Origin of the sequence: Pseudomonas sp. KBN10P06128 (genome assembly GCF_037574945.1) — a bacterium.
Taxonomy (GTDB): domain Bacteria; phylum Pseudomonadota; class Gammaproteobacteria; order Pseudomonadales; family Pseudomonadaceae; genus Pseudomonas; species Pseudomonas aeruginosa.
Window position 1 is genome coordinate 6,411,604 of sequence record NZ_JBBELR010000001.1, and the last position, 15,687, is coordinate 6,427,290.

The 15,687-nt window shown below is 68.1% G+C and carries 13 protein-coding genes; 6 read left to right on the forward strand and 7 right to left on the reverse strand.

The features are described 5' to 3' along the window. Nucleotides 1-2: 2 nt before the first annotated feature. Nucleotides 3-680 carry a TIGR00153 family protein gene (locus VQ065_RS29900; RefSeq protein WP_003096272.1) on the reverse strand — a complete coding sequence of 226 codons (678 nt, stop codon included), beginning with the start codon at nucleotides 678-680 and terminating at the stop codon, nucleotides 3-5. A gap of 113 nt (nucleotides 681-793) precedes the next feature. Here VQ065_RS29900 and VQ065_RS29905 point away from each other — a divergent pair, with 113 nt between their 5' ends. From VQ065_RS29905 to VQ065_RS29920, 4 genes are all read left to right on the forward strand, one after another. Next, complete coding sequence (locus VQ065_RS29905; protein ID WP_003096273.1) at nucleotides 794-2,158, forward strand: CYTH domain-containing protein; 1,365 nt, start codon at nucleotides 794-796, stop codon at nucleotides 2,156-2,158. Nucleotides 2,159-2,195: 37 nt separating this feature from the next. Next, nucleotides 2,196-3,980 (forward strand): GspE/PulE family protein, encoded by a 1,785-nt coding sequence (locus VQ065_RS29910; protein ID WP_003096276.1) that lies wholly within the window; start codon nucleotides 2,196-2,198, stop codon nucleotides 3,978-3,980. Between the two features lie 221 nt (nucleotides 3,981-4,201). Beyond that, entirely contained in the window at nucleotides 4,202-4,654 is a 453-nt protein-coding gene (locus VQ065_RS29915) for an NfeD family protein (protein ID WP_003096278.1), read from the forward strand. 131 nt (nucleotides 4,655-4,785) lie between these two features. Further along, complete coding sequence (locus VQ065_RS29920; RefSeq protein WP_003096280.1) at nucleotides 4,786-5,115, forward strand: DUF2388 domain-containing protein; 330 nt, start codon at nucleotides 4,786-4,788, stop codon at nucleotides 5,113-5,115. A gap of 34 nt (nucleotides 5,116-5,149) precedes the next feature. Here VQ065_RS29920 and gcvP read toward each other — a convergent pair whose 3' ends face one another. The 6 genes from gcvP to VQ065_RS29950 form a co-directional block, all read right to left on the reverse strand. Continuing rightward, complete coding sequence (gene gcvP, locus VQ065_RS29925; RefSeq protein ID WP_023098871.1) at nucleotides 5,150-8,026, reverse strand: aminomethyl-transferring glycine dehydrogenase; 2,877 nt, start codon at nucleotides 8,024-8,026, stop codon at nucleotides 5,150-5,152. A 173-nt stretch (nucleotides 8,027-8,199) separates the two neighbouring features. Beyond that, on the reverse strand, nucleotides 8,200-8,589 hold the full coding sequence (gcvH, locus tag VQ065_RS29930; protein ID WP_003107397.1) for a glycine cleavage system protein GcvH: 390 nt from the start codon (nucleotides 8,587-8,589) through the stop codon (nucleotides 8,200-8,202). Between the two features lie 46 nt (nucleotides 8,590-8,635). Beyond that, nucleotides 8,636-9,718: a glycine cleavage system aminomethyltransferase GcvT gene (gene gcvT, locus VQ065_RS29935; protein ID WP_003096286.1), complete on the reverse strand. Its 1,083-nt coding sequence runs from the start codon at nucleotides 9,716-9,718 to the stop codon at nucleotides 8,636-8,638. A gap of 150 nt (nucleotides 9,719-9,868) precedes the next feature. After that, the gene (locus tag VQ065_RS29940) at nucleotides 9,869-11,488 is read right to left on the reverse strand and encodes an ABC transporter permease (protein ID WP_014604115.1); all 1,620 of its coding nucleotides are present in this window, start codon (nucleotides 11,486-11,488) and stop codon (nucleotides 9,869-9,871) included. 67 nt (nucleotides 11,489-11,555) lie between these two features. Continuing rightward, nucleotides 11,556-12,554, reverse strand: a complete 999-nt coding sequence (locus VQ065_RS29945) for an extracellular solute-binding protein (protein ID WP_003096289.1) — start codon at nucleotides 12,552-12,554, stop codon at nucleotides 11,556-11,558. 67 nt (nucleotides 12,555-12,621) lie between these two features. Beyond that, complete coding sequence (locus tag VQ065_RS29950) at nucleotides 12,622-13,536, reverse strand: LysR family transcriptional regulator (RefSeq protein WP_003096291.1); 915 nt, start codon at nucleotides 13,534-13,536, stop codon at nucleotides 12,622-12,624. Nucleotides 13,537-13,632: 96 nt separating this feature from the next. Between VQ065_RS29950 and VQ065_RS29955 the strand changes: the two genes are divergently transcribed. Both VQ065_RS29955 and VQ065_RS29960 read left to right on the forward strand, forming a co-directional pair. Next, the gene (locus tag VQ065_RS29955; RefSeq protein WP_003096293.1) at nucleotides 13,633-14,826 is read left to right on the forward strand and encodes an MFS transporter; all 1,194 of its coding nucleotides are present in this window, start codon (nucleotides 13,633-13,635) and stop codon (nucleotides 14,824-14,826) included. 38 nt (nucleotides 14,827-14,864) lie between these two features. Beyond that, a complete protein-coding gene (locus VQ065_RS29960; protein ID WP_003096295.1) occupies nucleotides 14,865-15,686 on the forward strand; it encodes a hypothetical protein in 822 nt (273 codons plus the stop codon). The last annotated feature ends 1 nt before the right edge of the window (nucleotide 15,687 follow it).

Consider the following 15,687-nt stretch of genomic DNA (forward strand, 5'->3'; position numbering starts at 1 on the left):
GCTCAACGCGCCAGCAATTGCTCCAGGCGGTTGCCGACCCGCTGGGCGCGGTCGGCGACATCGCCGATCCATTCGATGATCTGGTAGAGGAACATCACGTCCACCGGCGGCAGCTCGCTTTCCAGGCGGAACAGCTCGCGGCGCACCTCGACCTGGATGCGGTCGGTGTCGTTCTCGATCGCCTCGAGTTCCTCCACCATGCTCTCCACCAGACTGGTCTCGCGCCCGCCGAAGCCGGTCTCGAGCAGTTCGTTGAGTTCGTTGACTACCCGCAACGCCTGGGCGCTGGCGTCCACCGAGCGCTGCACGTAGGCGAGCATCTGGCCCTGCAGCGGCAGCGGGATGCGCATGCGCCGGCCCAGCATCAGCCCGGCGATGTCCTTGGCGCGATTGGCGACTTTGTCCTGTACACTGAGCAGCTCCAACAGATCGGAGCGCGGCACCGGAAGGAACAGGCTCTTGGGCAGGTGCATCCGGACGTTCTTCTTCAGCCGATCGGCTTCCTGCTCCAGTCGCACCATGTCCTGCTGAACCTGTTCGACCTGCGCCCAGTCCTCGGCGATCACCGCGCGGAAGAACGGCAACAGGCCGGCCGCGCATTCGTGGGCCTTGGCGATGTGCTGCTGCATCGGCCCGATCGGCGAACGGCCGAACAGGCTGATGAACGGATTGGTCGGCATGGAACGCCTCCCTGGTGGAAATGCCGAAAAGTATAGGCCACCCACCCCGCGCGCCTTTGATCTGGAACACCTTCACCCGCGGACGCCTGGCGTCCCGAGCCGGACATCGCCCCATGCAGAAAGAAACCGAAATCAAACTCCGCGTCAGCCGCGCCACCCTGGAAGCCTTGCAGGAGCACCCGTTGCTGAAGAAACGCAACAAATCGGGCTGGGAGCGCCGCGAACTGTACAACCAGTACTACGACACCCCCGGCCGCGAGCTGGCCCGGGCCAAGGTCGCGCTGCGCATGCGCCGCGACGGCGAGCAGTACATCCAGACGCTGAAGAGCCGCGGGCAGAGCGTGGCCGGGCTGTCCGAACGCAACGAGTGGGACTGGTACCTGGAAAAGAACAAGCTCGACCTGAAGAAACTCGACGACAAGTGCTGGCCGGCGGCCCTCAAGGACCTCGACAAGAAGCAGCTCAAGCCGATCTTCAGCACCGACTTCGTCCGCCAGCGCGCCGAGATCGCCTGGGGCCGCGGCAAGGCCAGGGTAGTCGTGGAGGCGGCGCTCGACCTGGGCAAGGTGGTCGCCGGCGACAACCAGGAGGAAATCTGCGAACTGGAGCTGGAACTGCGCCAGGGCGATGCCGCCGCGCTGCTGGAGCTGGCCGCGGAACTGGCCGCCGACCTGCCGCTGATGCCCTGCGACATCAGCAAGGCCGAGCGCGGCTACCGCCTGTTCGACCCGAACAGCTACGAGGTCGATCCCCCGGCGCAGAAACTGCTGGCGGAAACCCCGCTGGACGGTGCCTTCGCCGCCATCGCCTGGTACCTGCTCGGCAGCAGCCAGCGACTGGCCGAACAGTATCGCTTCAACGGCCACTGGCGCCTGCTGGAGGACTGGCTGCAACACCTGCAGGACCTGCGTACCCTGCTCGGCAGCCTCGGCCAGGCGGTGCCACGCGCCAGCAGTCGCGAGCTGCGCGAAGCGCTGGACGCTCTCCTCGCCGACTGGGCGCCGCGCATCGAGCGCGGCCGTGACGACGAGATGCTACGCCAGCAGGCGCCGCAACTGTTCCGCGGCGAACTCGACGAGACCCGCTGGGGCCTGTTCTCCCTGAATGCCTCGCGCTGGCTGCTGGCCAAGGCCTGGACCGAGTCGCGCAACGAGCGCGGCAACCGCCAGGGCTCTGCCGCGCTGGGCAAGTGGCTGCTGCGCAGCCTTGCCGAAGAAGCCCAGGCCACGCCGCTGGCGCGCGCCCATCAGCATCCCGAGCTGCTCCCCGACCAAGCGCCGCGCCTGCAGCGCATGCTTACCTGGTTGCGCCTGGCGCGCGGCGTGCTCGACCTGCCGGAAGCCGACCGCCTCTACGGCGAACTGGCCAAGTTGCTGGAGCTGCTGCGGCAACCTGTCGATGCCGAGCGCCTGGCTGCCCGCGCCACGCAGGCCCATACTGTGCTGACGCTCAAACCCTGGAAGGCGCTGATGAAATAAGCTTCGCCGCTACCGCCATCATCCGAAGGGAGTCTGCATGTCCGTGTTCGCCACCGCCGCCCAGGACCGCCTGCTGGACCTCGGCGACCTGCTCCGCGAGCTGGTCGCCCAGGGCCGGGTCGGGCAGGAGCAGGCCGAACAGTGCCTGGCGATCCGCCGCAGCGCGGTGCGCAACCAGCAGCATCCGCTGGAGTTCCTCGCCGCGCAGCAGGTCGAGGATCTCAAGCGCCCCGGACGCAAGCTCGACCTGGAGACCCTCACCCAGTGGCTGGCCGAGTACGCCGGCCAGCCCTACCTGCGCATCGACCCGCTGAAGATCGACGTCGCCGCGGTGACTCCGCTGATGTCCTACGCCTTCGCCCAGCGCCATGGCATCCTCGCCGTCGCGCTGAGTCCGGAGGAAGTCACCATCGCCAGCGCCCAGCCCTTCGTACAGGGCTGGGAAAGCAACCTGGTGCATGTGCTCAAGCGACCGATCAAGCGGGTGGTGGCGAACCCGGCGGACATCCAGCGCTACACCGTCGAGTTCTTCCGCCTGGCCCGCTCGGTCAGCGGCGCCACCTCGCCGGACCAGAAGATCAGCGGCGTCGGCAACTTCGAGCAGTTGCTCAACCTCGGCGCCGCCGACCAGGAGCCGGACGCCAACGACGCGCACATCGTCACCATCGTCGACTGGCTGTTCCAGTACGCCTTCCAGCAGCGCGCCAGCGACATCCACATCGAGCCGCGCCGCGAGCAGGGCACCGTGCGCTTCCGTATCGACGGCGTGCTGCACAACGTCTACCAGTTCCCGCCGCAGGTGACCATGGCGGTGGTCAGCCGCCTGAAGTCGCTGGGACGGATGAACGTGGCGGAGAAACGCAAGCCGCAGGACGGCCGGGTCAAGACCAAGACCCCGGACGGCGCCGAGGTGGAGCTGCGCCTGTCGACCCTGCCCACCGCCTTCGGCGAGAAGATGGTGATGCGCATCTTCGACCCCGAGGTGCTGCTCAAGAGCTTCGACCAGCTCGGCTTCTCCGCCGACGACCTGCGCCGCTGGCAGAGCATGACCAGCCAGCCCAACGGCATCATCCTGGTCACCGGCCCCACCGGCTCGGGCAAGACCACCACGCTCTACACCACGCTCAAGCAACTGGCCACCGACGAGGTGAACGTCTGCACCATCGAGGACCCGATCGAGATGATCGAGCCCTCGTTCAACCAGATGCAGGTCCAGCACAACATCGACCTGACCTTCGCCAGCGGCGTACGCGCCCTGCTGCGGCAGGACCCGGACATCATCATGGTCGGCGAGATCCGCGACCTGGAGACCGCCGAGATGGCGATCCAGGCGGCGCTCACCGGGCACCTGGTGCTCTCCACCCTGCACACCAACGACTCGCCCACGGCGATCACCCGCCTGCTCGAACTGGGCGTGCCCTACTACCTGATCCGCGCCACGGTGCTCGGGGTCATGGCCCAGCGCCTGGTGCGCACACTCTGCCCGCACTGCAAGGCGCCGATGCAACTGGCGGACAGCGACTGGCACGAACTGACCCGCCCCTGGAGCGCCCCGCCGCCCAGCGGCGCGCACCAGGCCGTGGGTTGCCTGGAGTGCCGCGACACCGGCTATCGCGGGCGCGCCGGCGTCTATGAAATCATGCTGCTCAGCGATAGCCTGAAAGAACTGATCACCGCCGACACCGACCTGGTCGCCCTGCGCCGCCAGGCGTACAAAGAAGGCACCCGCAGCCTGCGCCTGTCCGGCGCGCAGAAGGTCGCCGCGGGTATCAGTACGCTGGAGGAAGTACTGCGGGTGACCCCGCAGAGCGAACAGAAGTAGCGGCACATCCCGTCGGCGGAGTTCCGACGGTTGCACGGCACAACGCCGGACGGGCCTGCCAGGCCCACAGACAAGGGTGTAGACGATGACGAGCGCTCCCCCCGCCGTCCCCGCGCCGACGCTCCCCAGCCCCGGCGCACCGCACCTGCGGCGAGCCGCGAGCGGCGTCCCTGGCCCGATGTGGCTCGGCCGGCCGCCGAGCCGGCGCTGAGGGCCGGCCGATGGAAATCCTGCTGCTACGCCTGGACTTCTGGGACTGGCTGGCCTTCGGTACCGTCCTCCTGCTCCTGGAAATCTTCGGTGCCGGCGGCTATCTGCTGCGGGTCGGCCTCACCGCCGCTTGTGTCGGTGCGCTCGGCGCGCTCCTGCCGGGACTGGCCTGGCCCTGGCAGGTAGGGCTGTTCGTCCTGCTCTCCGGGCTGGTCGCCACCTTGCATCGACGCCGTCGCCGCAAGGCCGGTAGCGTCGAGGAAACGCCAGGGTTGCAGCGACGCGGCGACGACCTGTTCGGCCGCACCTTTCCCTTGCACCGGGCGATCGTCGGCGGGCTCGGCGAGCTGCGCGTCGAGGACGCGTTATGGCTGGTCAGCGGTCCCGACCTGCCGCGCGGCGCCCTGGTCCGGGTCACCGGCCAGGACGGCGCCCTGCTGCACGTCGAGCCTGCCGCGCCCTGAATCGCTGTAGCTCCCGGCCGGCGGGGGCTGTACGGCAGCGGAAAAAGCGACCGGACGGTCATCCCCGCTGGAACTCCGCGACGGCAAACGCGATCTGATGTAACACGCAGCCCCCTATCAGGAGTTCCCCCATGCGTTCCGTCAAACTCGCCGCCGCCACCCTGGTCATCGCCGCCCTGCCGCTGGGCTCGGCCATGGCCGATACCTTCTGGCGCAACATCATTTCCTCGGGTGCCACCACGGCCTCCACCTACCTGACCTTCCGCCACGACCACAAGCTGATCGTCGCCGCGCAGGACGACGCCGGCAGCTACATCGCCAGCGACGGCGCGATCCGCGGGCCGTACCTGGAAGCCGCCCTGCAGAAGCTGCGCAACGACAACCCGGACCTGCAGGCCAGCGACATGGAACTGGCCAGCGCGATCCTCGCCGGCGGCGAGCAGTCCGCCGTCCAGCAGTAGGCCCCGGCGACCTCGCCTCCGCCCGGAGGCGAGGTCACTCGCGGTAGTCGTCCAGCGGCACGCAGGCGCAGAACAGGTTGCGGTCGCCGTAGACGTTGTCCACCCGGTTAACCGCCGGCCAGTACTTGAACGCCCGCGCATGTTCGCTCGGGGTCACCGCCTCGGCGATCTCGTAGGGTCTCTGCCAGATCCCGGTAACGTCGGCCAGGGTATGCGGCGCCCGTTTCAGCGGGTTGTCCTCCGCCGGCCAGTCGCCGCTTTCCACCTTGCCGATCTCGGCCCTGATGCTCAGCATCGCCTCGACGAAGCGATCCAGCTCCGCCTTCGACTCGCTCTCGGTCGGCTCCACCATCAGCGTGCCCGGCACCGGGAAGGACATGGTCGGGGCGTGGAAGCCGTAGTCCATCAGGCGCTTGGCCACGTCTTCCTCGGTGATCCCGGTCTGCGCCTTGAGCGGTCGCAGGTCGAGGATGCATTCGTGGGCGACGCGCTCGTTGCGCCCGCGGTAGAGCACCGGGAACGCCCCGTCCAGGCGGTTCGCCAGGTAGTTGGCGGAGAGGATCGCCACCTCGCTGGCGTCGGCCAACTGCGGGCCCATCATGGCGATGTACATCCAACTGATCGGCAGGATGCTGGCGCTGCCCCAGGGCGCCGCGCTGACCGCGTCGTTCAGCGGGTTCGGCCCTTCGACGCGGATCACCGGGTGGTTGGCGACGAACGGCGCCAGGTGCCGCTTGACCCCGATCGGCCCCATGCCCGGTCCGCCACCACCATGGGGGATGCAGAAGGTCTTGTGCAGGTTCATGTGCGAGACGTCCGCGCCGATGTCCGCCGGTCGCGCCAGGCCGACCTGGGCGTTGAGGTTGGCGCCGTCCATGTAGACCTGGCCGCCGTGGCGGTGGACCACTTCGCAGATCTCGCCTATCCCCTCCTCGTAGACGCCGTGGGTCGAGGGATAGGTGATCATCAGGCAGGACAGCCGGTCGCCCGCCTCGGCCGCCTTGAGGCGCAGGTCGTCGAGGTCGACGTTGCCGCGGGGATCGCACTCGACGATCACCACCCGCATGCTGGCCATGATCGCCGAGGCCGGGTTGGTGCCATGCGCCGATGCGGGAATCAGGCAGATGTCGCGCTGGCTATCGCCGCGGCTCTGGTGGTAGCGGCGGATCGCCAGCAACCCGGCATATTCGCCCTGTGCTCCCGAGTTCGGCTGCATGCAGATGGCGTCGAAGCCGGTGATCGCCCGCAGCCAGGCTTCCAGTTCGTCGATCATCCGGCGATAGCCCTCGGCCTGCTCGCGCGGCACGAACGGATGCAGTTCGGCGAATTCCGGCCAGGTGATGGGGATCATCTCGCTGCTGGCGTTGAGCTTCATGGTGCAGGAGCCGAGCGGGATCATCGCCTGGTTCAGCGCCAGGTCCTTGCCTTCCAGCTGGCGCAGGTAGCGAAGCATCTCGGTCTCGCTGTGGTGGGCGTTGAACACCGGATGCTGCAGGTAGGCCGAAGTGCGTTGCAGGACCGCCGGAATGCCGTCGTCCACCGCCCCGCCATCCAGGTGCGCGACATCCAGCCCGTGGCCGGCACCGAGGAAGATCTCGAACAGGGTCGCCAGGGTCGCCGCGTCACAGGTTTCGTCGAGGCTCAGGGCCAGCCGCCGGTCGTCGACCACGCGCAGGTTGACCCGCGCCGCCCGCGCCCGCTCGAGGATCGCCGCCTGACGCTCGCCGACCTCGTAGGTCAGGGTGTCGAAGAAGTGCCGGTTGAGCCGCCGCAGTCCCTTGCTTTCCAGGCCCGCCGCCAGCAGCGCGGTCAGGCGCTGGACGCGTTGGGCGATGCGTTTCAGCTCCTGCGGCCCATGGTAGACGGCATACAGCGAAGCAATGTTGGCCAGCAGCACCTGGGCGGTGCAGATGTTCGAGTTGGCTTTTTCCCGACGGATGTGCTGCTCGCGGGTTTGCAGGGCCATGCGCAACGCCGGGTTGCCGCGGGCGTCGCGGGAAACGCCGATGATCCGCCCCGGCATTGCCCGCTTGTACCCTTCGCGGGTGGCGAAGAACGCCGCGTGCGGCCCGCCGTAGCCCATCGGTACGCCAAAGCGCTGGGCGCTGCCGAGCACCACGTCGGCACCGAGTTCCCCCGGCGGGGTCAGCACCAACAGGGCGAGCAGGTCGCTGGCGACGCAGGCCAGCGCCTGTTGGCCGTGCAACGCCTCGATAAGCGGGCGCAGGTCGCGGATCTCGCCACGACTGTCCGGGTATTGCAGCAAGGCGCCGAACACCGCGTGGGCGGCAAGATTGTCCGGCTCGTCGACGACCAGTTCGAAACCGAACGCCTCGGCGCGGGTGCGCAACACCGAAACGGTCTGCGGATGGCAATGCGCATCGACGAAGAACCGGTTGCTCCTGGCCTTCGCCACCCGCCTGGCCAGGGCCATGGCCTCGGCGGCGGCGGTGGCTTCGTCGAGCAGCGAGGCGCTGGCCAGGTCGAGTCCGGTGAGGTCGATGGTCAGTTGCTGGAAATTCAGCAGCGCTTCCAGGCGGCCCTGGGCGATTTCCGGCTGGTAGGGCGTATAGGCGGTGTACCAGCCGGGATTCTCCAGCACGTTGCGGAGGATCACCGGCGGCGTCACGGTGCCGTAGTAGCCCATGCCGATCAGGCTGGTCCAGCGCTGGTTGAGCCCGGCGTAGCCGCGCAGGCGCGCCAGGGCGGCCTGTTCGTCGAGCGCGGCGGGCAGTTCCAGCGGCCGGTTGAGGCGGATCGCCGGCGGCACCGTCTGCACGATCAGTTCGGCGCGAGTGGAAACTCCGAGGAAATCCAGCATGGCCTGCTGTTCCGCCGGATCGGGGCCGAGGTGGCGGCGCAGGAAGGCATCGGCGGGCTGGAGCTGGGCGAGGGACGGCGTCTGCGACATGGCTTCGGTCTCGTTGGGGGCGGCATCGCCCTGCCAGCGATCGTCGCCGAACGGATATCGAATGAGAAAGCAACGACGGCGAAAACGCATTTCGCCGCTGCAAAAAGAACAAAGCCTCGAATGATCGAGGCCTTGTCCAAGGATAGCGGGTTTTGTCGCGACTACGCGGCGGCTCAGCCTTCCGCGTCGACGGCGGCCTGGTAGCCAGCGGCGTCGAGCAGCTTGTCCAGCTCGGCCGGATTGCTCGGCTTGAGCTTGAAGAACCAGGACGCGTACGGGTCGTTGTTGACGTCTTCCGGGGTGTCGGCCAGGGCTTCGTTGATAGCGATGACTTCGCCGCCGATCGGCGAATAGATGTCGGAGGCGGCCTTCACCGACTCGACCACGCCCGCTTCCTGACCGGCGGCGAGGGTCTTGCCCAGCTCCGGCAGCTCGATGAAGACCACATCGCCAAGGGCTTCCTGGGCATGGTCGGAAATGCCCACGGTAACGCTGCCGTCGGCTTCCAGACGCGCCCATTCGTGGCTCTGGGCGTAACGCAGTTCGGCGGGAATATTGCTCATCTTGTTTTCCTCGAAGTCGGGGGCGACGGCGGTCGCCATTGCCAGGTTAGATCAGGGGCTTGCCGTGACGCACGAAACTGGGCTGGACCACCCGTACCGGGTACCACTTGCCGCGGATTTCCACCTCGGCGCGGTCGCCGGTGGCGGCCGGCACGCGGGCCAGCGCGATGGACTTGTTCAGGGTAGGCGAAAAGCTGCCGCTGGTGATCTCCCCCTCACCAATGCCAGCTACCCGCACCACCTGGTGGGCGCGCAGCACGCCGCGCTCCTCCAGAACCAGGCCGACCAGCTTCGGCTGGTCGCCGGCGGCCTTCTGCGCATCCAGCGCGCGGCGGCCGACGAAGTCCCGCGCAACCGGCTCCCAGGCTACGGTCCAGCCCATGTTGGCGGCAAGCGGGGAAACGCTTTCGTCCATGTCCTGGCCGTAGAGATTGAGCCCGGCCTCCAGGCGCAGCGTATCGCGCGCCCCCAGGCCCGCCGGGGAGATCCCGGCGCCAACCAGCTCGTTGAGGAAGCCTGGCGCCTCGGCGGCCGGCAGCATGATTTCCAGGCCGTCCTCGCCGGTGTAGCCGGTGCGGGCGATGAACCAGTCGCCCTCGGCACGGCCCTGGAACGGCTTGAGTTCGCGTATCAGCGCGGCGCGTGCCGGGGATACCAGTTCGGAGCTGTGCACGCGGGCGTTGGGGCCCTGGATGGCGAGCATCGCCAGGTCGCCGCGTTCCTGCAGGTCGACCTTGAAGCCGGCGGCCTGCGCCTGCATCCAGGCGATGTCCTTGTCGCGGGTGGAGGCGTTGACCACCACCCGGTAGCCGTTCTCGGTCAGGTAGACGATCAGGTCGTCGACCACCCCGCCCTCTTCGTTGAGCATCGCGCTGTAGAGCGCCTTGCCGGTCTCGCCGAGGCGCGCCACGTCGTTCGCCAGGAGATGCTGCAGATAGGCCGTGGCCTGCTCGCCGGCGACGTCGACCACGGTCATGTGGGACACGTCGAAGACGCCGCAGTCACGCCGGACCTGATGGTGCTCCTCGACCTGCGAACCGTAGTGCAGCGGCATGTCCCAACCGCCGAAATCGACCATCTTGGCGCCGAGCGCGACGTGCAGCTCGTAAAGCGGGGTGCGCAATCCCATGGGTATTCTCCTTCCGGGCGTAGCGGGTGCCGTCGGCAGGGACCGCCGGCACGAAATCGCGCGCATTGTAGCCGCAAGCCCCGGAGCAGGACACCATGGAAGCGTGCCGCGATCTGTGCATAGACCCTACGGCCTGCATGGATACTAGGCTCAGCGATCGGAATGATGGGCAGAACGACGAATCAACCCGACCACCGGTAGCAGGCCGACCAGCACCAGGGTCAGGGCCGGCAGCGAGGCGCGCGCCCATTCGCCCTCGCTGGTCATCTCGAAGATCCGTACGGCCAGGGTGTCCCAACCGAAGGGACGCATCAGCAGGGTCGCCGGCATCTCCTTGAGCACGTCGACGAAGACCAGCAGCCCGGCGCTCAGCGAGGCCGGCAGCAACAGCGGCAGGTAGACCCGCAGGAACAGCAGCGGGCCGCCCACGCCGAGGCTGCGCGAGGCTTCCGGCAGCGACGGGCGGATCCGCGCCAGCCCGCTTTCCAGCGGCCCGTAGGCCACCGCCATGAAACGGATCAGGTAGGCCAGCAGCAGGGCGAACAGACTGCCCAGCAGCAGCGGCTTGCCGGCGCCGCCGAGGGCGCTGGAAAGCGGGATCACCCAGTGATTGTCCAGCCAACTGAAGGCCAGCATGATCGAAACCGCCAGGACCGAGCCCGGCAGCGCATAACCGAGGTTGCCCAGGCCCACCGCGCCGCGGATAGCGCGGGTCGGCGCCAGGCGCACGGCGAAGGCCAGCAGCAGGGCCACGGCGACCGTCGCCAGTGCGGCGATGCCGCCCAGCGTCAGGGTATGGCCGATCAGGTCCCAGTAGCGCTCGTCGAGGTCGAAACGGCCCTGGCGCCAGAACCAGACAACCAGTTGCGCCACGGGAATCACGAAGGCGCAGAGGAACACCAGCCCGCACCAGGCGCTCGCCGCCAGCGCCCTGGCGCCGCGCAGGCGGTACAGCGGCGCGCCGCGCGGACGCTCGCTGGCGGCCTTGGCCCGGCCTCGCGTGTGGCGCTCGCCGAGCAGCACCAGGCATACCCCGAGCAACAACAGGCTGGCCAGCTGGGCGGCGCTGGAGAGGCTGTAGAAGCCGTACCAGGTCTTGTAGATAGCGGTGGTGAAGGTATCGAAGTTGAACACCGATACCGCGCCGAAGTCGGCCAGGGTTTCCATCACCGCCAGCGCCAGGCCGGCGCCGATCGCCGGCCGCGCCATCGGCAGGGCGACCCGCAGGAACGCCTGCCAGGGCGACAGGCCGAGGACCCGCGCGGCTTCCATCAGGCCCTTGCCCTGGGCGATGAAGGCGCTGCGCGCGAGCAGGTAGACATAGGGATAGAACACCAGCACCAGTACCAGGATCACCCCGCCGGTGGAGCGTACGCGCGGCAACCGCAGGCCGCTGCCGAACCACTCGCGCAGCAGGCTCTGCACCGGTCCGGCGAAATCCAGCAGGCCGACGAAGACGAACGCCAGGACGTAGGCCGGGATCGCGAACGGCAACATCAGCGCCCAGTCCAGCCAGCGCCGCCCGGGGAATTCGCAGAGACTGGTGAGCCAGGCCAGGCTGACCCCGAGCAGAGTCACGCCGATGCCGACGCCGAGCACCAGGGTCAGGGTGTTGCCGAGCAGGCGCGGCAACTGGGTATCCCACAGGTGGCTCCAGATTTCCCGGTCGATCTCCAGCCAGCTCAGCAGCAGCACGCTGAGCGGCAGCAGCACCAGCGCGGCAACGGTGAAGGTGATGGGGTACCAGCGGCGGGGAGCGGGATGGGCCACGAAATCCTCGGTGCGGAACGAACGACGCCCCGCTCGGACGAGCCGGGGCGCCGAGTATAACCGGCGGTCAGTTCCAGCCGGCGCGGTCCATCAGGCGAATCGCCTCGGCCTGGCGCTTGCCGGCGACTTCCACCGGGATGCTGTCGGCCTTGAAGCTGCCCCAGCTGGCGACTTCGGCTGACGGCGCGACCTGCGGGTTGGCCGGGAATTCCTGGTTGATCCCGGCGAACAGCGCCTGGGCGTCGGGCCCGGTCATCCATTCCACCAGCGCCTTGGCTGCCTCGGGATGCGGCGCGTGGCGAGTCAGGCCGATGCCCGACAGGTTGACGTGGACGCCGCGGTCGGCCTGGTTCGGCCAGAACAGCTTGACCCGCAGGTTCGGGTTCTGCTTGTGCAGGCGTCCGTAGTAGTAGGTATTGACGATGCCGACGTCGCACTGGCCGGCGTCCACCGCCTGGATCACCGCGTTGTCGTCGGCGAATACGTCGGTGGCCAGGTTGTTCACCCAGCCCTGGAGGATTTCCTCGGTCTTCTGCGCCCCGTGGGTCTCGATCAGGGTCCCGGTCAGCGACTGGTTGTAGACCTTCTTCGCCGTGCGCAGGCACAGGCGGCCTTCCCATTGCTTGTCGGCCAGGGCTTCGTAGGTGCTCAGCTCTTCCGGCTTGACCCGCTCGGTGGAGTAGACGATGGTCCGCGCGCGCAGCGACAGTCCGGTCCAGCTATCGGTGCTGGAACGATACTGCGAGGGAATGTTCCGTTCGATGGTGGCCGACTTGAACGGTTGCAGCAGGCCCATCTGCTCGGCCTGCCAGAGGTTGCCGGCGTCCACGGTGAGCAGCAGGTCGGCCGGGGTGTTCGCGCCTTCGGCCTTGATCCGCGCCATCAGCGGCGCTTCCTTGTCGGTGATGAACTTGACCTTCACGCCGGTCTTGCTGGTGTAGGCATCGAACACCGGCTTGATCAGCTCGTCGATGCGCGAGGAATACACCACCACTTCGTCGGCGGCCTGGGCCAGGCCGGTGATGCCCAGAGCCAGGGCGGCGAGTAGAGCTTTGCTTGCCTGCATGAAGAACAGCCTCGTCAGCGGAACGTAGGCACGAATGATAAGAAATCTCGCTTGCGAACCCGCGCGACTAAATGTGTCGGGGTGTTTCGCCTGCGTCCAGGCCGCCGAGGATGGCGAGAAACGCCTCCACCGCGGCGCTGCGGCCATGGCAGCGGGTGAAGACGAGGAAATCGGCCAGCGCCTCGGGCTCGGCCAGCGGGCGATAGACGACTCCGGCCCGGGCCAGCGCGGTGCTGCAACGCGGCACCAGGGCAACGCCCTGGCCGGCCGCGACCAGGGCGATGATCGAGGTGATCTGGCGTCCGGCCGGTCCCCTCGTCAGCGCCAGCCCGGCCTTCCGGTAGAGGCGCTCGATCAGTTCGTTGAGGCCGGAGCCGTAGTCCAGCGGAAACAGGATCAGCGGCCGATCACGCAGATCGTACAGGCCGATCCGCTCTTGCCGCGCCAGCGGATCGCCGTTGGGCACGGCCACCACCAGCGGCTCGCCGCCCAGGGCCAGCACCTCGATGCCAACCTGGCCTTCCGGCGGCGGCAGGCGCCCCAGCCCCACATCGATGCCGCCTTCGGCGATCTGCGCCCATTGCGCTGCCGAAGCGCCTTCGAGCAGCTCCAGTTGCACCTCCGGATGGCGCTCGCGGAACAGTCGGATCGCCTCGGTGAACAGGTCCGACAGGGCGATGGAGCTGGCGTAGCCGAGGGTCAGGTGGCCGGCCAGCCCCTGCGCCAGCTTGCGGGCGAAGCCGGCGGTGCGCTCCAGTTGGTCCAGCAGGCCGCGTGCGTAAGGCAGGAACAGGCTGCCCTCGGCGGTGAGGGTCACCGCCCGGCTGGAGCGGTCGAACAGGCGAAAGCCCAGCTCTTCCTCCAGCGCGGATATCTGCCGGGTCAAGGGCGGCTGCGCCATGTGCAGGCGCTGGGCGGCGCGGCCGAAATGCAGGGTTTCGGCAACGGCTGCGAAGCAGCGCAGGCGGCGTAGGTCGAGCATGCGGTTCCTCGGTATCGATCGGTCCTGAATCGGTATTGGCCAGCCCGTCGGGAGCGCCCCTATAACAGGGGGTTTCTCGTCCAGGCAGAGCGTTCCATGAATTCGTCCCAGGGTTTCCCCCGCCTCGCGCTGTTTCTCTGCGGTTGCGCTGCGTTCCTCAATCTCTATACCACCCAGGGCATCTTCGACGAACTGGCGGCGAGCTTCCACATCAGCGCCCATCAATCGAACTGGAGCATCACCGCCACCACCCTGGCGGTGGCCCTCGCCGCGCCCTTCGTCGGCCGGCTCAGCGGCGGCCGCGAGCGCAGCCGGGTGATCGCCTTCGCCGCCAGCCTGCTCTGCGTGCCCATGCTGCTGGCCGCCCATGCCGGCAGCTTCGCCGCCTTCCTGCTCTGGCGCTTCGCCGAGGGGATGCTGATTCCCCTGCTGTTCGCCAGCAGCGTGGCCTACATCGGCGAGCGCTGGAGCGGCGGCGCGGTCATCGAGCTGACCAGCCTCTATGTCGCCGGGACCATCCTCGGCGGCTTCGCCGGACGCTTCCTCACCGGCCTGCTGACCGAGGAGTGGGATTGGCGCGTCGCCTTCCGGATCCTCGCCGGGCTGACCCTGCTCATCGCCGTCGCCATCCGCGCGCTGCTCCCTGCCAATTCTGGCAGGCACTCGCCCGCACCCGGGAAACGCCCCTTAGTATCCCGTGAACTGTTCCGGGCTCCGCTGCTGTCGTCCTACGCGGTGGGGTTCTGTGTCCTCTTTTCCCAGGTCGCCATGTTCACCTATATCGGCATCCATCTCAGCCGTCCGCCGTACAGCCTGGACACCGCTCAGCTCGGCTCGATCTACGCGGTGTTCCTCCTCGCCCTGCTGGTGATTCCCGCCAGCGGCCGCCTGGCCCGCGCCCGCCCGCACCGCCAGTTGCTGCTGGGCGCATCGCTGCTGGGCGTCTGCGGCTCGCTGCTGACCCTGGCGCCGGGCCTGCCGACGATTCTCGTCGGCCTGGCTCTCAGCGCCACCGGCGTGTTCCTCGCACAGTCCACGGTCAACGCCTTCACCGCCAGCAACGCCGGCACCGACAAGGCCGGCGCCGTCGGCCTCTACCTGGCCTGCTACTACGCCGGCGGCAGCCTCGGCGCGGTGCTGCCGGCGCCATTCTGGGACCGCTGGGGCTGGCCGGGCTGCCTGGGCCTGATCCTCCTGGCCCAGTTGCTGCCGTTGCTGCTGACCCGCTACGGCTGGTCCGCACCACAGGCCGAACGCGCGGCCCTGCGCGCGTCGCAAGGAAGACCGTAACCATCGCAAGAACAACAAGAACCGACAGGAGGTTAGCCATGAACCATGTCATCACCCCCCACAGCAAGCTGCTCGGCGTCATCGAGCCAGTCCTCAACGACATGCCCGCCGGACCCCTGCGCCATGCGCTGTTCCGGGCCTTCTGGGACGAAACGGCGTCGTTGCTGGACATCGAGGACGCCTTCGCCCGGGTCACCGCCCGGCGCCAGGCGGTCGAGCCGCTGCGCAAGTTCTTCGCCAGCTGGTCGAAGACCAACAACTCGGCGGCCAGCGTTTCCGGGCTGGCCAATCGCCTGACCCTACTGGCCCGTTCGGAACAGGGTTCGGCAGCGGCAGACCAGCTCTATCGAGCCTGCGGCAGCCTGCAACGGATCACCGACGAAGACCTCGGCGCCCTCGGCAACACCGTGCATGCCGATCTTTTCTACACCATGGCCACCACCCTTTGCGGCGACGACCGCTGGCTGCTGCGCGAGAACTGCCTGCCTTCGGCGCAGGCGTTCAAGGACTGGACCGACCGCCAGCGCCTGCGCGAGCGCGACCTGATGCAGGGACTGCTGACCACGCTGGTACACGAGGTCTATACCCACGGCGAGGTGGAGTACATCCACCCGCTGTACAAGGAATGGTTCAGCCGCGACATGGGCGTACCCGCCGAACGCGCCCGCGCCACCGTGGCCTGGGTAACGGTGCACACCGGCGGCACCGAGAGCAATCACTTCGCCCACGCCACGGCGGCGGTGAACGCCTTCGTCGAGGCGATGGAAATCGAGGTGAACGAAGAAGCCGCGCGCAACCTGTTCGGGCTCTACCTGCGCAACAAGGCGCAGGTCATGCGTGACTGCGCGGCGCTGTTCTGAG

Bases quoted from the DNA above. Each gene is read 5' to 3' on its own strand.
- VQ065_RS29900 (WP_003096272.1), bottom strand. From the start codon at position 680: ATGCCGACCAATCCGTTCATCAGCCTGTTCGGCCGTTCGCCGATCGGG.
- VQ065_RS29905 (WP_003096273.1), top strand. From the start codon at position 794: ATGCAGAAAGAAACCGAAATCAAACTCCGCGTCAGCCGCGCCACCCTG.
- VQ065_RS29910 (WP_003096276.1), top strand. From the start codon at position 2,196: ATGTCCGTGTTCGCCACCGCCGCCCAGGACCGCCTGCTGGACCTCGGC.
- VQ065_RS29915 (WP_003096278.1), top strand. From the start codon at position 4,202: ATGGAAATCCTGCTGCTACGCCTGGACTTCTGGGACTGGCTGGCCTTC.
- VQ065_RS29920 (WP_003096280.1), top strand. From the start codon at position 4,786: ATGCGTTCCGTCAAACTCGCCGCCGCCACCCTGGTCATCGCCGCCCTG.
- gcvP (WP_023098871.1), bottom strand. From the start codon at position 8,026: ATGTCGCAGACGCCGTCCCTCGCCCAGCTCCAGCCCGCCGATGCCTTC.
- gcvH (WP_003107397.1), bottom strand. From the start codon at position 8,589: ATGAGCAATATTCCCGCCGAACTGCGTTACGCCCAGAGCCACGAATGG.
- gcvT (WP_003096286.1), bottom strand. From the start codon at position 9,718: ATGGGATTGCGCACCCCGCTTTACGAGCTGCACGTCGCGCTCGGCGCC.
- VQ065_RS29945 (WP_003096289.1), bottom strand. From the start codon at position 12,554: ATGCAGGCAAGCAAAGCTCTACTCGCCGCCCTGGCTCTGGGCATCACC.
- VQ065_RS29950 (WP_003096291.1), bottom strand. From the start codon at position 13,536: ATGCTCGACCTACGCCGCCTGCGCTGCTTCGCAGCCGTTGCCGAAACC.
- VQ065_RS29955 (WP_003096293.1), top strand. From the start codon at position 13,633: ATGAATTCGTCCCAGGGTTTCCCCCGCCTCGCGCTGTTTCTCTGCGGT.
- VQ065_RS29960 (WP_003096295.1), top strand. From the start codon at position 14,865: ATGAACCATGTCATCACCCCCCACAGCAAGCTGCTCGGCGTCATCGAG.